We start from the raw sequence: 18952 nt of genomic DNA on the forward strand, positions 1-18952 counted from the left end.
TTAGGAAATTAAAGTAGTTATTGCATAAAGGATAACTTAAGGGGTTTTATAAAGTAAAAAATCCCAAGCAAAGCTTGAGATTTTTAAAGGTAATTTTATTAAATAAACAAACGGTTTATCCTAAATATGTTTTTAAAAGATGAGTTTTAGATTGATGTTGTAAGCGTCTAATAGCTTTTTGTTTTACTTGGCGGACTCTTTCTCTAGATAAGTCAAATATTTCACCAATTTCAGTTAAGCTACAAGGACCAGGTAAATTAATACCATAAAACATTTTTATCACTTTTGCTTCTTTGGTAGAAAGCGTGTCTAAAGCCCTATTTATTTCAATCGATAAAGATTGCGTCATTAAGTTTTTGTCTGGTCTTGGCGAATCATCCGATTGCATTAGGTTGTATAGATTAGAATCTTCACCCTCTTTAAATGGAGCATCCATAGAAACGTGTCTTCCAGAGTTTTTTAAAGACTGTGCAACTTCAGTTTCCGTCATATCTAACTGTTTCGCAATTTCTTTATTGGTAGGCATGCGTTGTTCGTCTTGTTCTAAACGAGCGTATATTTTTCGTATTTTGTTGATGCTGCCAATTTTATTTAGAGGCAAACGTACAATACGAGATTGTTCTGCCAAAGCAGACATAATAGATTGACGAATCCACCAAACGGCGTAAGAAATAAATTTAAAACCTCTTGTTTCATCAAAACGTTTTGCTGCTTTTACAAGTCCTAAATTCCCTTCATTGATTAAGTCAGATAGCTTTAAACCCTGACCTTGGTATTGTTTTGCAACAGAAACTACAAATCTTAAATTTGCTTTTACAAGTTTGTCCAATGCTCTGTTGTCTCCTTTTTTTATCAGTAAAGCCAATTCCACTTCTTCATCAGCAGTAATAAGCCCAATTTTACTAATTTCTTGAAAATATTTTTCTAAAGATTTGGCGTCACGATTGGTTACTTGTTTTACAATTTTAAGTTGTCTCATATGTTTATTTGGGGTTTTTAAAATTTAAATGAAAGTACGAAGCTATTAAAAGAACAGTATTCTTTTAATAGTATTGGAAAGTGGTAATCTGAAAGAAAAAAAACTAGAAAGCAGGAAGAATAAAGTAGCTTAATTGATGTGTATCAATTGAATAATTTCTTGTATTTTTTGTTTTGAAAAGAGAAGTATTTTTCATAAGATTTTAATATACAACAAAACGAGCTATTTTCCAAAGAAAATGCTCGTTTTGTTTGTTTTTTGATCAATTTTAATCAAAAATTATTAAAAAATGATGGTTTATTAAAACTTTAAGGTAACTCCTACTAAAAAGTTTCTAGTTGCTTGCGGGAAATAACCTTGTACTTCAAAAGAGGTTGACTTAGACCAATTGTTTAAATAAGTATACCCTCTATCCACATATTCTTTATTAAAAATGTTATTTACAACACCAGTAAATACGATAGATTTAAAAATAGAAGATGTTTTTATTTCATAGATAAAATTTAAATCGCTTGTAAAGTAACTTTCTAATTTCGAAGCTTCAGTATTTGTATTGCTTAAATATTGTTCTCCAACATATTTAGTTAAAAATGATAACTGAAAATTATTTGTTGGTTGATAAACTAAAGCATTACTTGTAATAAGACTCGGCGAGAAAGCAATATTAGTTGTACCAATATTTGTTTCTGTTCCGTCTCTATCTAATATAAAGTTTTTAATTTTATTTTTACTTAAAGTTATGTTCTGGTTAATGCTAAATTGGTCAGATATTTTAACATTACCATCAATCTCTAAACCTAATCGATAACTATCTTTAGTGTTTTCACGTAAATAATCTCCAACATCGTTTAAACCACCTGTTTGTATTAATTGGTTGTCATAAGACATATAGTATATATTGGTGTTTAATTGTACCGTATTGCTTTTTAAACGCCAACCTAACTCATAATCATCTAAAGATTCATGTTTTACGTTTTCTCCATTTTTATAGTCATTTCTATTAGGTTCTTTATTTGCTTTTGCAAAAGAAAGGTATAAGCTATTGTTGCTGTTTATTGTGTGTGTAAAACCTAATTTAGGATTAAAGAAATTAAACTTTTCACCAACATTTAATACATTTCTATCAGACGTTAAACCACCTGTTTTATAATTTACAAAACGACCTTGTATATCTACAAAAGCTTTAAGGTTCTCTAAAATATTAAAAGTTGCTTTAGAAAAAACACTAAAATCTTTTTTAGAAGCATCACTAAAGTAATATCTATCTCTAATATTAGCTGTAGCAGCAAATTCTTTAGCCCAAATAACTTCTCCAAAATGATCTCCTTTGTAGTAACTATAAGAAAAACCAGAGACCACTTCTAATTTATTTTTTTTATAAGTTGCATTTCCGTTTGCTACATAAAAATGATTATCTAACCAACGACGAACAATTAAATCTGTAGCAGGTTTTCCATCCCAAGTAGTGGCGGTTTCAGAAACAATTCCGTTGTATTTAGATATTGCACTTTCTCCTTTAAATTGCTCAAAATACCCTTTTCCTCTCGTGTAATTTAAACCAATAGTAGTAGACCAATTTTCATTCAGTTTTTCATTCCAATGTAATTGGTAATGATCTTGCCAGTAATTATCCGTTTCATTATCATACGTATACGGGTTTTGACGTCTATCTTCTTTTAATTGATCTGCTTCTAAACCATACCAAGCCTGATATGTTTTTTCACTACCACCAAAAGCCAATGCTTTAATCAACGTATTTTCATCGGCATAACTTCCTTGTAAAAAATAAGATTTTAAATCTGTAGAAGCTCTGTCTACATAACCATCAGAATAAATATTTGATAAACGACCTGCAAACTCAAAATGATCATTTACTTTTCCTGTTGTAAATTTTACAGTATGTTTTCTTGTACCGTAAGAGCCAAAAGAATTAGAAATTTCTCCGCCCGCTTCTTCAGAAATAGCATCCGTTAAAATATTTAAACTCGCACCAAAAGCACCAGAACCATTGGTAGAAGTACCAACACCACGTTGCAATTGTAAACTTTGTGTAGAAGAGGCAAAATCTCCCATATTTACCCAAAATGATCCTTGGCTTTCAGCATCGTTATAAGGAATTCCATTTACAGTAACATTTACACGAGTAGCATCAGATCCACGAACACGAATATACGTATACCCAACTCCAGCTCCAGCATCAGAAGAAGAAATAACAGATGGTAAATATTTTAATAAAACAGGAATATCCTGCCCTAAATTACGCTTGGCAATTTCTTTTTTAGATAAATTAGAATGTGTTACAGGAGCATCTGCTTTTACACGAACAGCAGAAACCAATACTTCTTCTAATACCGTAGCATTTGGTGTTAAAGTAAACTCAATTTTATTGTTTTTGTCTAAAGAAATTTCTTTAGAAACGGTGTTATAACCAATATATGAAACCTGAATGGTGTAGTCTCCTTTTAGTAGATTTAATTGAAACTTTCCATCAAAATCGGTAGAAGTTCCTTTGTTGTTTTCTTTCACCAAAATAGTGGCTCCTGGCAAAGATTCATGGTGTTCGTCTACTACTTTTCCTTTTAAAGTTAACGACTGGGCGTTTGCAAATATACCTGCAAACAAGAATAAAAAAAAGGTAATTTTTTTCATTTTAAAATAATTTAAAACGAATAAAAAGAGGTAATTATTCTTGTGATTTATGTTGAATAATTAGTGTTTATCATTTATGTAAAATAAGAACAAAATAATTTTCAGTTAAATTGTTTTATGCTACATAACGATGTGTTATGCAAAATGGCGATTATCGCCTCCCTAAACAGCATTATCTGTTCTAGGTTCATTGGGTATGATCTCAGCCTTAAAAAGTTGAAAGTTTATATCGTTAAAAGTATAAAAAGTCTGTTGAGACTGAAAACTGATAACTGAAACTGCCAACTAAAAAGCACCCCTTTATGAGAACGCTGCAAAATTACCTCAGTTTTTTGACATAAAGAATAACAAAAGCTTTTTTTTTTGAAGCTATTTCCTGCTTTTCGCTATATCTTTTTTTGTGAAAAACAAAAAAAGGATGCCGCTGCAATCAGGGCTAAGCTTGTTTGCTAACTTTATTAAAATAAAATTGTAATATATTAGTAGTTAATGTTTTTTTCTATCTTTAGAAAATCAAAATCATCAAAATGAAAAAAAGTATTGTAATTTTATGTCTTATAATTGGCTTAACATCTTGTCAAAAAAAACAAAGTGGTTATATTGTAGAAGCAAATGTTATAGGTTTAAAAGACAGTACAAAAGTTTATTTATTTAATGTTAATACATATAAAGATATTGACTCTACAATTATCATAAATAATAAATTTACTTTTAAAGGAGCATTAAATGATCCTACACTTGTTGGTATTTATATTTCTGATGTATCTATTCGTTTTTGGTTAGAAAATAAAGAAATTAAAATCAATAGTTCTAAAAATCAACTTTTAGAAAATAAAGAAGAATATAGTAATTATGTTGTTGGAAGTGAAACACAAAAAATTGCACTTCGTCATTTAGAATTTTTGAAGCCCTTAACAGACAGGAAAATAGAAATATCTCAGAAAAAAAGCTCAGGAATTATTTCTGAAGAACAATTTAAACAATTTAGAGATTCAATTACAAGTACTTCATTAGAATTTATTTTAGAGAATCCTAATAATTATTTTTCTTTATCAAAAATCTTAGATTACAGGTTTGATTTAAAAAAAGAGGAGCTAGAGGACTATTTTAGCCAACTCCCTTTAGAACTAAAAAAATCTAGTTACGGAAAAATATTGGATGATTTTTTACACTTAAAACGAGTTAAAGAAGGCGATGATATTGCAGATATTATCGGAAAAAACTTAGACGGAGAAGAAGTGAAATTAAGTGATTTTAAAGGCAAAGTAGTGCTGTTAGATTTTTGGGCAGGTTGGTGTCCTCCGTGTATAAAACAAATAAAAGAAGAATTTCCTTCGTTAATAGAAAAATACAAAGACAAAAATTTTCAGATTGTAAGTTATTCATTTGATATAAGAAGAGAAATGTGGAAAAATGCAAGTGATAAATTAGAAATAAATTGGCCAAATTTTTCTAAACTAACTAAGATTAATATTGATCCGGTTGCATTACAATATGATATATCATCCATACCAATTACTTTTATTATAAGCGAAGAAGGGAAAGTTTTAAAAAAAGTAGAATATAATGATGATTTAGAAAAAGAATTGGATAAAGTATTATTGGGTAAAGAGTAAATTTAAATTATATATCATCTTATTTATTATTTTAGCTTTTGTAATTTGCTATATATAATTACGACTGTTACAATTTAAAATATTTTTTTTGATCAATTTAAAACATTCTAAAACTGCTATTCTTATCTTTTCGCTTTCGCAAGAAGCCGAAAATTTACGTAAGCCTTTCCTTCAAAAAAAGGATACGGCTAGCAAACTGAATGCTTTAATTAAAGAAAAAGTTAGTTCTTTAGGCGTAGACTATTTTCATTATACAGAGAAAGACCAAAAAGGAAATAATTTTGGTGAACGTTATGTAAATACTGTTTCCGATATTTTTAAAAAAGGGTATAATAATGTTATAACAGTTGGTAACGATACTTTAGGTTTAGAAAAAAAGCATCTTCGTGCTGCCATAGAATCCGTAGAAAACAATCAAATACCTATTGGACCTTCTTACGATGGTGGTTTTTATCTTTTAGGTATACGTAAAGATCAATTTAAAGCCTCAGAATTTCTTTCACTTCCTTGGGAATCATCAACATTATATAAAGAATTAAAAACACTTTTATCAGCAAAAGAAATAGCAACTGCTACACTTCCTTATTTATACGATTTAGATGAAGAGTTAGATATTTCTAAAAACATTGCGTCACTTTCTTTTCTAAAAATAAAAGCTCTTAAATTATTACAAAACCTACAAGTAGTAATTTTAAAAGTAAGCAAATACATTCTTCAACAATTTAAAGAAGCTTCTTTAAATCACCCATATAATAAAGGACCTCCATTGGTTTGTAATTAATTATAAGTACAATTTTCTGTAAAAACAGGACTTATTATTTTACATACATTTTAACTCAAACTAATGAAGAATTTATTTTTCGGGTTACTTGCGCTATTTACTATTAGCCTAAGTGCTCAAGAAGATCTTGTGGTGTACGCCATAGATTATAATACTAAAGCACCAATTAAAAACATAACTGTTATTCTTGTTAATGATCAACAAGGTTATGAAGCAAAAAAGACCACAAACGAAGTAGGTAAAGCTTCTTTTAATTCCATTGGCGCTGCAAACGGTTATCAAGTTATTTTTGATGGAAACAAAACATACGGAACCACTATTTCTGATTTGGTAGATGTGCGTTCTAATGAAGAATCGGTGGTTAAATTGTTACTGTTTCCGGCTTCATTTCAGCAAGAAATATTAAACGAAGTTGTTGTTACTGCTTTAGGTATTAAAAGAGAAAAGCAATCTTTAGTATCTTCCGTAACCACTATAAAACCTGCGGCTCTTACAGAAGTTACGCTTACGAACGTGGTAAATAGCCTTGCAGGACAAGTTGCTGGTGTAAAAGTTACCAATGGTTCTTCTGGTGTAGGATCTTCTTCTCGTATTGTTATTCGTGGAGAGAATTCTTTAAGTAGCTCCAATCAACCTTTATTTGTTGTTGATGGTGTACCTATTAGTAATGAGCAAATTACAAGCGATTTAGTAAACGATGGTTCTTTACAAGAAGTAGATTATGGTAATGGAGCATCTGAAATTAGTCCGGATGATATTGCTTCTATCTCTATTTTAAAAGGGGCTGGTTCTGCTGCTTTATATGGAGCAAGAGCTGCTAATGGAGTGGTATTAATCACTACCAAAAGAGGGAAAAATAAAAAAGGTTTAGGTGTTAGTATTAATAGCTCTTTAACCATAGAAACTTTATTAACCTTACCAGATTATCAAAATGTATATGGAGGTGGTTCTAATGGTCAATATTCATTTCAAAATGGTGCTGGAGCTGGTGTTAACGATGGTGGTTTAAGTAGTTACGGTCCGCGTTTAGATCAAGGTTTTTTAATCAATCAATTTGATAGTCCATCTGTAGATATTAACGGAAATATAGTTCGTGCTGGAGACGTTATTGCAAGAACACAAGCAGACGGAACTTTAACACCAATTACACCTACTGCTTGGGTTTCTAATCCTAATAATGTGCGTGATTTTTTTAAAACCGGAATTACGAAGCAAAACAATATTGCTATTAGCTCTTCTGGCGATAAAGGAAGTAGTAGATTTTCGTATAGTAATTTAATAAACGAAGGAATTGTACCAAATACCGATTTAAAAAGAGATGGTATTTCTATAAGTTTAAACCAAGAACTGCACAAAAAGTTACATGTAAATGCTTTTGTTAATTATATTAATACAAGAAGTGGAAACCGTCCTAATTTAGGATACGGATATGAAAATCCTCTTTATGGTTTTAATTGGACAGGTAGACAAGCAAATATTAATTCTTTTAGAAATTATTGGCAAGCAGGGCAAGAAGGTTCTCAGCATTTTGATATTAACTACAACTGGTTAACAAACCCTTATTTAACTGTTTTTGAAAACACCAACAGTTTTAATAAAAACAGATTTTTAGGAAACGCTGCCGCTGTTTACAATATTACAGACAAATTAACTGCAACCGTACGTGCTGGTTTAGATACTTATAATGATAAGCGAGAATTTAGACGTGCTGTAAGTACCAATGCAAATTTAGAAGGTTCTTATAGAGAAGATAATGTGTTTTTTAAAGAATTAAACACAGATGTATTAATCTCGTATGATGATGTAATTAATAAAAATTGGAAATACAATGTAAGTGCAGGTGCTAACCGTTTTGATCAAGAAATAGAATACAGTTATACTTTAGCACCTCAACTAGCTATTCCAGATATTTTTACACTTGCAAACTCCAAAGCTGCTTTGGTTGCAGAAAGTAATACGTTTACTAAAAGAATAAATAGTGTATATGCTACTAGTAATGTAAACTATAAAGATGCTCTTTATTTTGATGTTTCTTATAGAAATGATTGGAGTAGTACTTTACCTGCCAATAACAATTCTTTTGGATATTATTCTGCCGGCGTAAGTGCAGTAATTAGTAAGTTAGTGACATTACCTGAAGCAATCTCTTTCTTAAAACTTCGTTTTAGTGGCGCAAGTGTTGGTAATGATACAGATCCTTATCAAAACAATCAGAACTTTTTATTAAATCAAAATTACGGAACCAATTTTCGTGTAACCAATGAGAATGTACTAAAGAATTCCAATTTAAAACCAGAAAGATTAAATGCTCTAGAAACGGGTGTTGAAGCTTGGTTTTTTAAAAATCGATTACAAGTAGATGTTTCTGCTTATCAAAATACTAGTGTAGACCAAATTATATCTAGTCCTATTTCTCAAGCAAGTGGTTTCGGTAATTTTAACATAAACGGTGGTGAAGTTCGTACGAGAGGTTTAGAAGTTTTATTGAGTGGTATTGCTATTAAAAATAAAGATTTTAAATGGGAAAGCTCTGTAAATTTTTCTACTTCTAAAAGTATTGTTACAGAATTACCAGAAGGAGTAGATCAATTTGTAACAGGTTCTGCAGACGTGTTTTCTGGTTCTGGCGGTTCTAATAGTGTTTTTTATATTGCCCAAGAAGGTGGTAGAGTTGGAGATATGTTTGGTACTGGTTTTGTAGAAATTGATGGAAAAATTCTTCACAATGCTAATGGTTTACCTGTACAAGATCCTAATTTACGCTTATTAGGAAATTATAATCCAGATTTTCAAGTAGGTTTTAATAATAACTTTACCTATAAAAATATAAACCTATCCTTTTTATTCGATTGGAGACAAGGTGGAACAATCGTTTCAAGAACGAAAGCTTTAGGAAGCACTTCTGGCGTATTAAAAGAAACTTTAATAGGTAGAGAAACAGGTATTGTAGGTAACGGTGTAGTTAATATTGGTACAGATGCAGCACCACAATATGTTGCAAACACTACTAATGTTTCTGCACAAACATACAATAATACCTTTTTTGATAGAGGTAATGAAGCAAGTGCATTATATGATGCTTCTTATTTAAAATTAAGACAATTAAGTATTTATTATAAGTTTAATAAAAGCTTAGTCAATAGAATTGGATTCCAAAAAATAAAAATTGGGTTAACAGGTAGTAATTTATTCTTATTTACAGAAAACCCTCATTTTGATCCTGAACTAAATGCTTTACAAGGACAAAGTATAACACAGGGTGTTGAAGATTTCTCATACCCATCTACAAGAAGTTTCGGAATTAGTATTAAAACTGAATTTTAAGAAAATGAAAAATTATAAAAATATATTTTTAGCAATCTTCATTTTTAGTACATTTTTTACTGCGTGTACTAACGGTTTCGAAGAAATTAATACAAATAATAATAATCCAGAATCTGTTGCTCCGCAATTTTTATTAACCAATGTTCTTTCGGTTTCTTCAGATTTAAATGCATTCGGTCAAGGTTTTAGACAAGCTAATTATTTAGCCCAATTTTCGGCTAGTATTGAGTTTGAACGTATTGATCGTTATGAAATGGGATCTAATAGTGGCTATTGGAACGCTATTTTTGGTTTACTGTCTGACATAGAATCGATACAAAATTCAGAAACCACAAACAGTGCTTATAATGCGGTTGGTGATATTATGAAAAGTTATTTATTTTCTCAACTTACCGATTTATGGAGTGATGTTCCGTATACACAAGCTTTAGGAGCTATTGATGGTGTTTTTTCGCCTAAATATGATACACAAGAAAGTATTTACACAGATCCTGAAACAGGTATTTTAGCTACTTTAAAAAATGCTGCCGCAACATTAGAAAACAACAATGCTATTATTGAAGGTGATGTTTTATTTAATGGAGATTTAAGTAAATGGATAAAATTTGCAAACTCGTTACAAGTCCGTTATTTAATGCGTATTAGTAAACGTTTAAGTGATTTTTCAGATTTGCAAGCTTTGGCAGATTCCGGTAGCATCATGCAATCTAACAATGATAATGCTGTTCTTCCTTATTTAAGTGCATCACCAAACCAATTTCCTTTATTTAATGCAGCTTCTGGTATTAATAATGAACATACCATGACAATTACTGTAGAAGAAATTTTAAAATCTTGGAACGATCCTAGAATGGCAGTTTTATACAAACCTACAAATGCAACTGCTAATACAACCGCAGAATTTCATGGTTTATTAAACGGACAATCGAATAATAGTATTGCAGCTAGTGGTGTAGATTTAAATAATATTTCTTTATTCGGAAGTATTTTTAGAGATATTCCTAATGGCGTAGATGCACAATACATGCAATATTCCGAAACTCAATTTGCTTTGGCAGAAGCTGTTGTAAAAGGTTTTATTTCTGGTGATGCTAATACATATTATCAAAACGGAATTGCAGCTAGTTTTGCTTATTACAATACAGAAATTCCTGCAGATTATTTTACAAGAACTGCTATTGCTTTAGACGGAAGTGAAGATGATATCACAAAAATTATGACTCAAAAATGGTTGAGTTTAATTTCTGTAGGTCATGAAGCTTGGTTTAATGTTCGTAGAACAGGAATTCCTAATTTAGTAGCTGGTCCAGATAATTTTAACCAAGACCGTTACCCAGTTCGTTATCTGTATCCAGAGTCTGAACAAGCTTCTAACAGCGCTAATTATAAAGAAGCTGCAGAAAGAATTGGTGGAGACAATATTAATAGTAAAGGTTGGTGGGAGAAAGATTAATTTTTTAATCTTTAAATTAGAAATAAAGAGAGGTAAACCCATAATTTATACTTTAAAAATGTTTGTTTACAATTGAAATATAAAACATCTTATATAATGACAAATTACATGAAAACGATATACACATTTATATTCCTTTTGTTGGTTTCTGCCTTTGCAGAAGCACAACAAAAACCGATACATTTAATTATTGATGCAGACACCGCAAATGAAGTTGATGATCTTTTTGCGCTGGTACGTGCTATAGATGAACCTGCACTTCATCTTTTAGGTATTACTTCTGCACAGTTTCATACATCGCCACAAGCAACTGATAATACGGTTGGTGAAAGTCAGGCTATTAATGAGCAAATAATTAAAGTGATGAACCGCCCAGAAATTAAATTGCCTTTGGGTAGTAATGTTCCGTTAGCGTCTATGACAACACCTTCTCCTTCGGAAGCTTCTAAATTTATTATTGAGAAAGCTCACGAAATGAAAGGTAACGAAAAGTTAGATTTGGTTATTTTAGGTTCTTGTACCAATGTTGCTTCTGCAATTTTAGAAGATCCTTCTATCATTTCTAAAATCCGAGTAAATTATCTTGGTTTTTGGCACACCGTAAAAACGAATACGTATAACAAAAAAGAGTTCAATTCGGGTAATGATCCACTTGCAGTGGATGTTCTTTTAAATACGGTTGATTTAGAGTTTAATGTAATGACGGCAACTACTTCTCAGCATTTAGTTTTTAAAAAGAAAACGATAGATAAGCAGTTAAAAGGAAAAGGTGGCATTAAAGACATCTTAGTAAATCGTTGGGATACGTATAATCGTTGGTGGACTAAAAAAGATCCTAAAAAGAAAAAATGGGTAATGTGGGATGTTGCTCTTATTGAGGCTTTAATAAACCCAGAATATGCAACAATAACGCCTTTAGAAACACCAGAAGAAAATACAAAACGCACTATCGGTGTGTACACCGATTTAGATCAAAAAGCAATGGAAAAGGCTTTTTGGAAACACCTTAATAAATTGTAATATGAAGTATATTGATATACATACAGATTTAAAAATCATCAAAGAATTTCTATTAGAAATCAATTTTTTAAAGGAGTCTGAAGAAATTTTATCCGTAGAAAAACCAGGAGAAGGGAACATGAATGTGGTGTTGCGTGTAAAAACCAATCAACGTTCTTTTATTGTAAAACAATCGCGTCCTTTTGTACAGAAATATCAAGATATTCCTGCGCCAGAAGACCGAATTGATGTAGAATATCAATTTTATAAAGCTATTGAAAGTCCTGCTGTAACGTCTCATATTCCTAAAGTTCTTGCTTACGATGCTAAAAATTATGTATTGATTTTAGAAGATTTAGGGAATTGTGAAGACATGAGTTTTCTTTATAAAAACCGTGTTATTGAAACGGAATCAATTCAGCTGTTGGTAGATATTCTTTCTAATATTCATAAAAGTGATGTTTCTGAGACGTATCCAGAAAACAAAGAATTACGTGTGTTAAATCATCAACATATATTTGTTTTGCCTTTTGCTGTTGATAATGGTTTTTCTTTAGATACCATTCAAGATGGATTAGAAGCAGTGTCACAAGCTTATAAAAATGATGAAAAATTAAAAGAGCAAATTACTTTAGTTGGTAAACGTTATTTATCCGAAGGAACAACTTTACTACACGGAGATTATTATCCTGGTAGTTGGATGACCAAAAAAGATGAGGTATTTGTAATTGACCCTGAATTTAGTTTTAAAGGTTTTCCAGAATTCGATTTGGGAGTTATGGCGGCACATATGGTAATGGCAACTGGAAATAAATTATTAATTTCTACTGTTAAAAAAGCGTATACATTAAAGTTTGATGAACGCCTTTTCTTGCAAATAACAGGAATTGAAATTATGAGAAGGTTAATTGGTATAGCCCAACTTCCTTTAGATAGAACTTTAGATGAAAAGAAAGAATTGCTAGAAATAGCAAAGTTGTTAATTACTGATTAATCTAAACCAGGTTTTTTTCTCAAAGCTTTTTTTACAGAAGTTCTTTTTTTCTTTTCTGCGTTTTTTCGAACAGAAGATTTACTTGGTTTTGTAGGTCTTCTTTTTTTCGGACGAATTAAATTGACACGTAATAATTCTAAAAACCGTTTGATTGCCAAGTCTTTGTTTCTGTGTTGAGAACGTGTTTCTTCACAAAATAAGATGAGGTTATTTTCTTTTGTTAACTTGCTTGAAAGTTTGGATTTTAAAAGCTCTTTTTCTATCTCAGAAAGAGAAAGAGAGTTTTCTAAATCGAAAGTTAATTCAATTTTAGAGGAGGTTTTATTTACATGTTGTCCACCAGCACCAGAGCTTCTAATACCTTTAAAATTGAGTTCTTTTAGTATGTTTTCTTTGTTCATATTTTTTTATCACCTCAAGCGCAGTCGAGAGGTTTATTTAATTATGAGAAGTTAAACAGCTCTCGACTGCGCTCGATCAGACGTACTTTTTTAGTACTCAAAAGGAGTACCAAAATCTATAGAATTTTGATATAAAAAATGCATGTCTACATCTTCTAATGAATCAGAAAACGAATGTAAATCATTTTTATCAGCAATAATTTTATTTATAGCTGCAGTGGCATTTTTTAAACGCGTTTCTTTATCGCCTTTTAGTAGAATATAAGGCCTGTTATTGTCTATTAAAGATTTTTCAAAAGCATTAAACATCTCTAAACGCAGTTCTGGTCTGTCCCGTAAATCATCTTCTTCCCAAGGCGTATCAATGTAAGTTAACAAATACAAATCATACTGGTTTTCGCTTGCCGCTTCGTTTAGTCTTTCATCAACAAAACCACCATAAAACTCTTCTGAGTATACTTTGGTTTCTAGTAAATCGGTATCGCAAATTAAAATTTTATCAGCTTTTTTTGCTAAAGAATTTTCTAATTTCATTTGTCCGATGGCAATAGGAAGTAAATCTTTTTTTTCGCACGTTTTACGCTCGTTGTTCCATTTTTCTTGCAAGTATTCACGCGCAAATTCTGGTGCCCAAACCGTATTGTAATAACGTGCCAAATGACGAGAAAGAGTTGTTTTTCCTGAAGATTCTGGTCCGAATAAAACAACTTTTACGATGTTAATTGGGGCTTGTTTAAGTTCTTTTTCCATGCTAAATAACCTGATATTGCTATAAAAGTAAATATTAAATATTGAAAACTCGTAAAAGTAAACCCCTTATAAAAATATAAAGGTGCAGAAATGATGTCTCCAACAATCCAATAAATCCAGTTTTCTATTTTTCGTTTTGCCATTAACCACATACCCACAAAGAAAATTGCCGTTGTAACAGTGTCTACATAAGCCGTCCAACTCGTCCATTTTTCGAAATAAGTATATACGGCATACACAAAAATAAGGGTTGCTATAAAAATAAAAACGCTAAGTTTCTTTTCTTTTAAAGTAGTTCTAGAAATCGGTGTTTCATGTTCTCCATCACTTTTATAAGTCCAAATGTACCAACCATAAACACTCATTATAAAGTAGTAGGCGTTGATCATCATATCACCTAAAAGTTCCCATTTTAAAAGGAGGTATACAAAAATAAGTGTACTAACCATTCCCGTTGGGAATACCCAAATTTTATTCTGTTTAGAATACCAAACCGATAAAAAACCGAATATTATAGCAACAACCTCTAAAGTAATATCTATAGTAGAATAGGTTTTGTATTGTCCGAAAAGGAAATCGATAATTTCTGACATTTTTATTTTTTTAAGTCTTTAAAAAACGCTTCATCATTTTCAAAAGCGGTACCAATAACCACTAAATCGGCACCTGCATTAAAAGCATTTTCTAATTGTTTTTTAGAACGAATACCACCACCAACAATTAAAGGAATGTTTAAATTTTTTTTCACAACAGTGATAATAATATGGCTGACTGCCTCAGTCGCTCCGGAACCGGCTTCTAGGTAAATTAGTTTTTTACCAGAAAATTCGCCAGCTAAAGCGGTGTTTAAAATGAGTTCGGTGTTTTCTTGAGCAATTGGTTTTGTGTTACTTACTTTTTGGGTTGCTGTATCTTTTTGTCCGTCAATTAAAATGTAACCCGTTGGTAGAATTTCTAAAGAGGAATCCTTTAAAAAAGGGACACTTTTTATTTGTTGTTCAATTAAATACTCCGGGTTTCTGCCAGAAAGCAAGCTTAGAAACAGAATTCCGTCTGCTTTTTGTGTTATTTGTTTTACATCACCAGGAAAAAGAACAACAGGCAAATGAGTTTCTTTTTTAATTGCTGCAACCACTTTATCTGTTACGCTGTCTTTATCGGTGCTTCCACCAACAAAAATATGTGTTGTAATAGATTGATGCACTTTTTCAAAAAAAGAAGCAATATTATTTAAATCAATTTTCTCTGGGTCGATTAAAACTGCGAGTAATTTTCTGTTTTCCTTTTTTGCTAATAAAATGTTCTTATAAATATTCACAACTGCGAAAATAAGAAATTACAAGTAGATTAATATTAAAGTGATCTGTTTTTCATGTATATACTAATTACTTATTTAAGAAGTATATTTTTTTCTAAAATCCATTGGCGTACAACCTGTTTTAGATTTAAAGAACCTTGAAAAATAAGCGTAATCAGAAAATTGAAGCGTATCTGCAATAGCAGCTAAATTATTTCCAGAATGAATAATTAACCTTTTCGATTCTAAGATAATTCTTTCAGAAATTAATTGACTTGTGGTTTTGTTCAGTGCTTTTTTTACAACTCTATTCAAATGTTTGGTGGTGATGTTTAATTGATCGGAATAAAATTTAGGTAATTTCTCTTTATAAAAATGTTGGTGTATTAAGTTTTCTAGATTTTCAAGTATCATAGAATAACTAGGAGAAACGAGTTTTTCTAAATTAACATCTGCTGTGTACGCTCTTGTTAAATCTATATAAATACTATTAATAAGATTTATTATTTTTAATTCTCTTAACAAGTTTTGTTGTTGATATTCTGCATAAACTTCTTCAAACTTTAGTTTTAATACGGTCATTTTTAATGGAGACAATTCTAAGAAAGGCGGATTCTGATTCGAATAATAAAAAGGAAACGAGTGAAGGGTATGATCTAAAAACTTAATTTCGTAAAATTCTTGAGAGTGAAAAAAGATAAAACCTTCTGGTTTTGTATCAAACTGCCAAGAATGAGTTTGTCCCGGTTTTAAAAAGAAAACCTTGCCTGGGTTTACTTGATAAGAGTTAAAATCAATTTCATGTTTACCAAACCCTTCCGTAAAAAGCACACATAAATAAAAATTATGACTGTGAGGTTTGTCAATTAACTTCTTATTCAATTCCAAATGATTTGAAAAAGAATTGATATACAAATTCTTTAACGACTCGGATTCTTGAAATTGATCAATTTTTAAAACAGGTATTTTCATAATAATGTCCTAAAAGTACAAAAAATGGCGATTATACTATATGTTAATTAGAATTTTATCACCATAATTTTGTTGTCCAATTAAATTAGATGCTATGGCAAATGTAATTGATATGTTAAAATGTAAATGTCCTAATTGTAAAAAAGGGAAAATGTATAGTGAATTAGGGAATCTTCTTATGTTTAGGTCTCCTAAAATGTATACAACTTGTAGTGAGTGTCATTTTAAATTCGAGAAAGAACCAGGTTTCTTTTTTGGAGCTATGTTTGTAACTTATGCACTTGTATCAGCAGAAATGATAGCAGGTATGGTTTTATTTAAGTTTATATTAGACTTCTCTTACATAACTGTTGCGCTTTTAGCAATTACAACGATTATTTTATTGAGTACCTTTAATTTAAGACTTTCTAGATCTATTTGGATTTATATGTTTTATGATAATTAATAGAAAATTGGTTCTGTAGCGATGTTTTTAAAAATAAAATTGATTAATTTTTTGTAATTCCACTACTTTATATTTTAATATGCATAGACACACGTAAAACCATCAAATTCTAAAAATTGAATTTTGTAAGAAGTTGTTCTATTTTTATACCTAATTTCTCCGGTTGTTTTTACATCAGAAAACTTAAAATCTTCAATATAAATGTTTTCTAAAAAACGTAGTTGTTTCTTTCCGTAGATTTTATACAAACTCTCTTTTCCTCCCCAAACAATGGTTAGTTTACGAATTAAATCATCATGGTTTGCAATGGTAACGTACTCTTTAACATGTGTGAATTTATGAGCTATTTTCAAAATTTTATCACGTTGCATTTCAATGTCAATACCCACATGTAAATCATCAGAAACAATTAAGCCAGAAAAAGTAAAGGAATGTGTAATAGAAATATACTTTCCATCTTTTAAATGCGGTTTTCCAAATTCATCATAAATTAAATCAGTATCAGAATAACCCGCTTCTTTTAATAAATGACGGACACTTAAAAATCCTCTTTGATGCAAGTCAGATTTCATACTATCTAAACGAATCTGGCTTTTATCAGAAAGTAAAACGTTCTTGTTTAATTCATTAAAGGATTCATCAATTTTCCAAATGAATACTTTGGTGTTTTCGTTAATCGTTAAACTTTTGTAAAGAGGCATACTTTTTTAAAATGGATGTCGTAACTTTGCAGTTCGAAAAATTAGAATATAAATATACATAATATGAGCACTAAATTAGCTTACGTACCAAACAAAGTTAAGGATATTTCTTTAGCAGCTTGGGGAAGAAAAGAAATTTTATTGGCAGAAGCAGAAATGCCAGGATTAATGTCTTTAAGAGAAGAATATAAAAACGAGCAACCTTTAAAAGGAGCTAGAATTGCAGGTTGTCTACACATGACAATTCAAACAGCAGTTTTAATAGAAACTTTACAAGCTTTAGGTGCAGAAGTAACTTGGAGTTCTTGTAATATTTTTTCTACACAAGATCAAGCAGCAGCAGCAATTGCAGCTACAGGAACAGCAGTTTACGCTTGGAAAGGTTTAACAGAAGAAGAATTTGACTGGTGTATTGAGCAAACTTTATTCTTTGGAGAAGACAGAAAACCATTAAACTTAATTTTAGATGATGGTGGAGATTTAACTAATATGGTTTTGGATAAATATCCAGAATTAGCAGCAGGAATCAACGGTTTATCAGAAGAAACTACAACAGGAGTTCATAGATTGTACGAAAGAGTAAAAAACGGAACATTGCCAATGCCAGCAATTAACGTAAACGATTCTGTTACAAAATCTAAATTCGATAACAAATATGGTTGTAGAGAATCTGCCGTAGATGCAATTCGTAGAGCAACAGATATTATGTTAGCCGGTAAACGTGTTACTGTTTGTGGTTATGGAGATGTTGGTAAAGGAACAGCAGCTTCTTTTAAAGGAGCAGGTTCTATTGTAACAGTTACAGAAATCGATCCTATTTGTGCTTTACAAGCTGCAATGGACGGTTTTGAAGTGAAGAAATTAGAAACTGTTGTTGCAAATTCAGATATTATTATTACAACTACAGGTAACAAAGATATTATACAAGGACGTCATTTCGAAGCAATGAAAGACAAAGTTATTGTATGTAATATTGGGCACTTTGATAATGAAATTGACATGGCTTGGTTAAATAAAAACTATGGTCATACAAAAGATACTATCAAACCTCAGGTTGATAAATATAACATCAACGGTAATGATATTGTTCTTTTAGCAGAAGGACGTTTGGTAAATTTAGGATGTGCAACTGGTCACCCAAGTTTTGTAATGTCTAACTCATTTACAAACCAAACTTTAGCACAAATAGAACTTTGGAAAAACAAAGAAGCATACGGAAATGATGTGTATATGTTACCAAAACATTTAGATGAAAAAGTAGCAAAATTACACCTTGCAAAAATAGGAGTAGAGCTTACAGAATTACGCGAAGAGCAAGCATCTTATATTGGTGTAACAGTAGATGGTCCTTATAAACCAGAACACTATAGATACTAAATCTATCTGTCATTCTGAACTCGTTTCAGAATCTCATAATACACAAACCCTTTCATTAATTTGAAAGGGTTTTTCTTTTTTATGTCATTCCGAAATGAGCCTTTTTAGACGATTGAGGAATCTCATAATAACTATACTCTTTTGGGCGTTTTAACAGGCTTTCACTACTCGCTTTTTTTATGAAAAATAAAAAAGAGCTCAAACAGACCGCTCA

At 30.8% G+C, this 18952-nt stretch carries 16 protein-coding genes; 8 read left to right on the forward strand and 8 right to left on the reverse strand.

The annotated features are described in order from the left end of the window. Positions 1 to 115: 115 nt before the first annotated feature. On the reverse strand, positions 116 to 979 hold the full coding sequence (locus MPF19_RS02785) for a sigma-70 family RNA polymerase sigma factor (protein ID WP_249986689.1): 864 nt from the start codon (positions 977 to 979) through the stop codon (positions 116 to 118). Positions 980 to 1279: 300 nt separating this feature from the next. Then, positions 1280 to 3628 carry a TonB-dependent receptor gene (locus MPF19_RS02790; RefSeq protein WP_249986690.1) on the reverse strand — a complete coding sequence of 783 codons (2349 nt, stop codon included), beginning with the start codon at positions 3626 to 3628 and terminating at the stop codon, positions 1280 to 1282. A 527-nt stretch (positions 3629 to 4155) separates the two neighbouring features. Between MPF19_RS02790 and MPF19_RS02795 the strand changes: the two genes are divergently transcribed. From MPF19_RS02795 to MPF19_RS02820, 6 genes are all read left to right on the forward strand, one after another. After that, on the forward strand, positions 4156 to 5244 hold the full coding sequence (locus tag MPF19_RS02795; protein WP_249986691.1) for a redoxin family protein: 1089 nt from the start codon (positions 4156 to 4158) through the stop codon (positions 5242 to 5244). Positions 5245 to 5332: 88 nt separating this feature from the next. Next, positions 5333 to 6025, forward strand: coding sequence for a TIGR04282 family arsenosugar biosynthesis glycosyltransferase (locus MPF19_RS02800; RefSeq protein ID WP_249986692.1), 693 nt, complete (start codon positions 5333 to 5335; stop codon positions 6023 to 6025). Positions 6026 to 6088: 63 nt separating this feature from the next. After that, entirely contained in the window at positions 6089 to 9349 is a 3261-nt protein-coding gene (locus MPF19_RS02805; protein ID WP_249986693.1) for a SusC/RagA family TonB-linked outer membrane protein, read from the forward strand. A 4-nt stretch (positions 9350 to 9353) separates the two neighbouring features. Continuing rightward, positions 9354 to 10802 carry a SusD/RagB family nutrient-binding outer membrane lipoprotein gene (locus MPF19_RS02810; RefSeq protein ID WP_249986694.1) on the forward strand — a complete coding sequence of 483 codons (1449 nt, stop codon included), beginning with the start codon at positions 9354 to 9356 and terminating at the stop codon, positions 10800 to 10802. Positions 10803 to 10910: 108 nt separating this feature from the next. After that, positions 10911 to 11822, forward strand: coding sequence for a nucleoside hydrolase (locus tag MPF19_RS02815; RefSeq protein ID WP_249986695.1), 912 nt, complete (start codon positions 10911 to 10913; stop codon positions 11820 to 11822). A 1-nt stretch (position 11823) separates the two neighbouring features. Continuing rightward, entirely contained in the window at positions 11824 to 12795 is a 972-nt protein-coding gene (locus tag MPF19_RS02820) for a phosphotransferase (RefSeq protein WP_249986696.1), read from the forward strand. Here MPF19_RS02820 and arfB read toward each other — a convergent pair. From arfB to MPF19_RS02845, 5 genes are all read right to left on the reverse strand, one after another. Continuing rightward, the gene (gene arfB, locus MPF19_RS02825) at positions 12792 to 13196 is read right to left on the reverse strand and encodes an alternative ribosome rescue aminoacyl-tRNA hydrolase ArfB (protein WP_249986697.1); all 405 of its coding nucleotides are present in this window, start codon (positions 13194 to 13196) and stop codon (positions 12792 to 12794) included. The two genes, MPF19_RS02820 and arfB, sit on opposite strands and share 4 nt — an antisense overlap. Before the next feature lie 90 nt (positions 13197 to 13286). Beyond that, complete coding sequence (locus MPF19_RS02830; protein WP_249986698.1) at positions 13287 to 13946, reverse strand: AAA family ATPase; 660 nt, start codon at positions 13944 to 13946, stop codon at positions 13287 to 13289. Next, on the reverse strand, positions 13907 to 14539 hold the full coding sequence (gene pnuC, locus MPF19_RS02835; protein ID WP_249986699.1) for a nicotinamide riboside transporter PnuC: 633 nt from the start codon (positions 14537 to 14539) through the stop codon (positions 13907 to 13909). The genes MPF19_RS02830 and pnuC overlap by 40 nt, the downstream gene beginning before the upstream one ends. A gap of 2 nt (positions 14540 to 14541) precedes the next feature. Then, positions 14542 to 15264 carry a phosphoglycerol geranylgeranyltransferase gene (locus tag MPF19_RS02840; protein WP_249986700.1) on the reverse strand — a complete coding sequence of 241 codons (723 nt, stop codon included), beginning with the start codon at positions 15262 to 15264 and terminating at the stop codon, positions 14542 to 14544. A 75-nt stretch (positions 15265 to 15339) separates the two neighbouring features. After that, the gene (locus tag MPF19_RS02845; RefSeq protein ID WP_349666054.1) at positions 15340 to 16125 is read right to left on the reverse strand and encodes a helix-turn-helix domain-containing protein; all 786 of its coding nucleotides are present in this window, start codon (positions 16123 to 16125) and stop codon (positions 15340 to 15342) included. A 184-nt stretch (positions 16126 to 16309) separates the two neighbouring features. Between MPF19_RS02845 and MPF19_RS02850 the strand changes: the two genes are divergently transcribed. Then, complete coding sequence (locus tag MPF19_RS02850) at positions 16310 to 16660, forward strand: DUF983 domain-containing protein (protein ID WP_203392585.1); 351 nt, start codon at positions 16310 to 16312, stop codon at positions 16658 to 16660. A 74-nt stretch (positions 16661 to 16734) separates the two neighbouring features. On the opposite strand, the gene MPF19_RS02855 is transcribed toward MPF19_RS02850, so the two are convergent. Beyond that, complete coding sequence (locus MPF19_RS02855; protein WP_203392584.1) at positions 16735 to 17361, reverse strand: 4'-phosphopantetheinyl transferase family protein; 627 nt, start codon at positions 17359 to 17361, stop codon at positions 16735 to 16737. A 63-nt stretch (positions 17362 to 17424) separates the two neighbouring features. Between MPF19_RS02855 and ahcY the strand changes: the two genes are divergently transcribed. Next, positions 17425 to 18738 (forward strand): adenosylhomocysteinase, encoded by a 1314-nt coding sequence (gene ahcY / locus MPF19_RS02860; RefSeq protein WP_203392583.1) that lies wholly within the window; start codon positions 17425 to 17427, stop codon positions 18736 to 18738. The last annotated feature ends 214 nt before the right edge of the window (positions 18739 to 18952 follow it).

The organism is Polaribacter sp. Z014, assembly GCF_023555435.1.
Classification (GTDB): Bacteria; Bacteroidota; Bacteroidia; order Flavobacteriales; family Flavobacteriaceae; genus Polaribacter.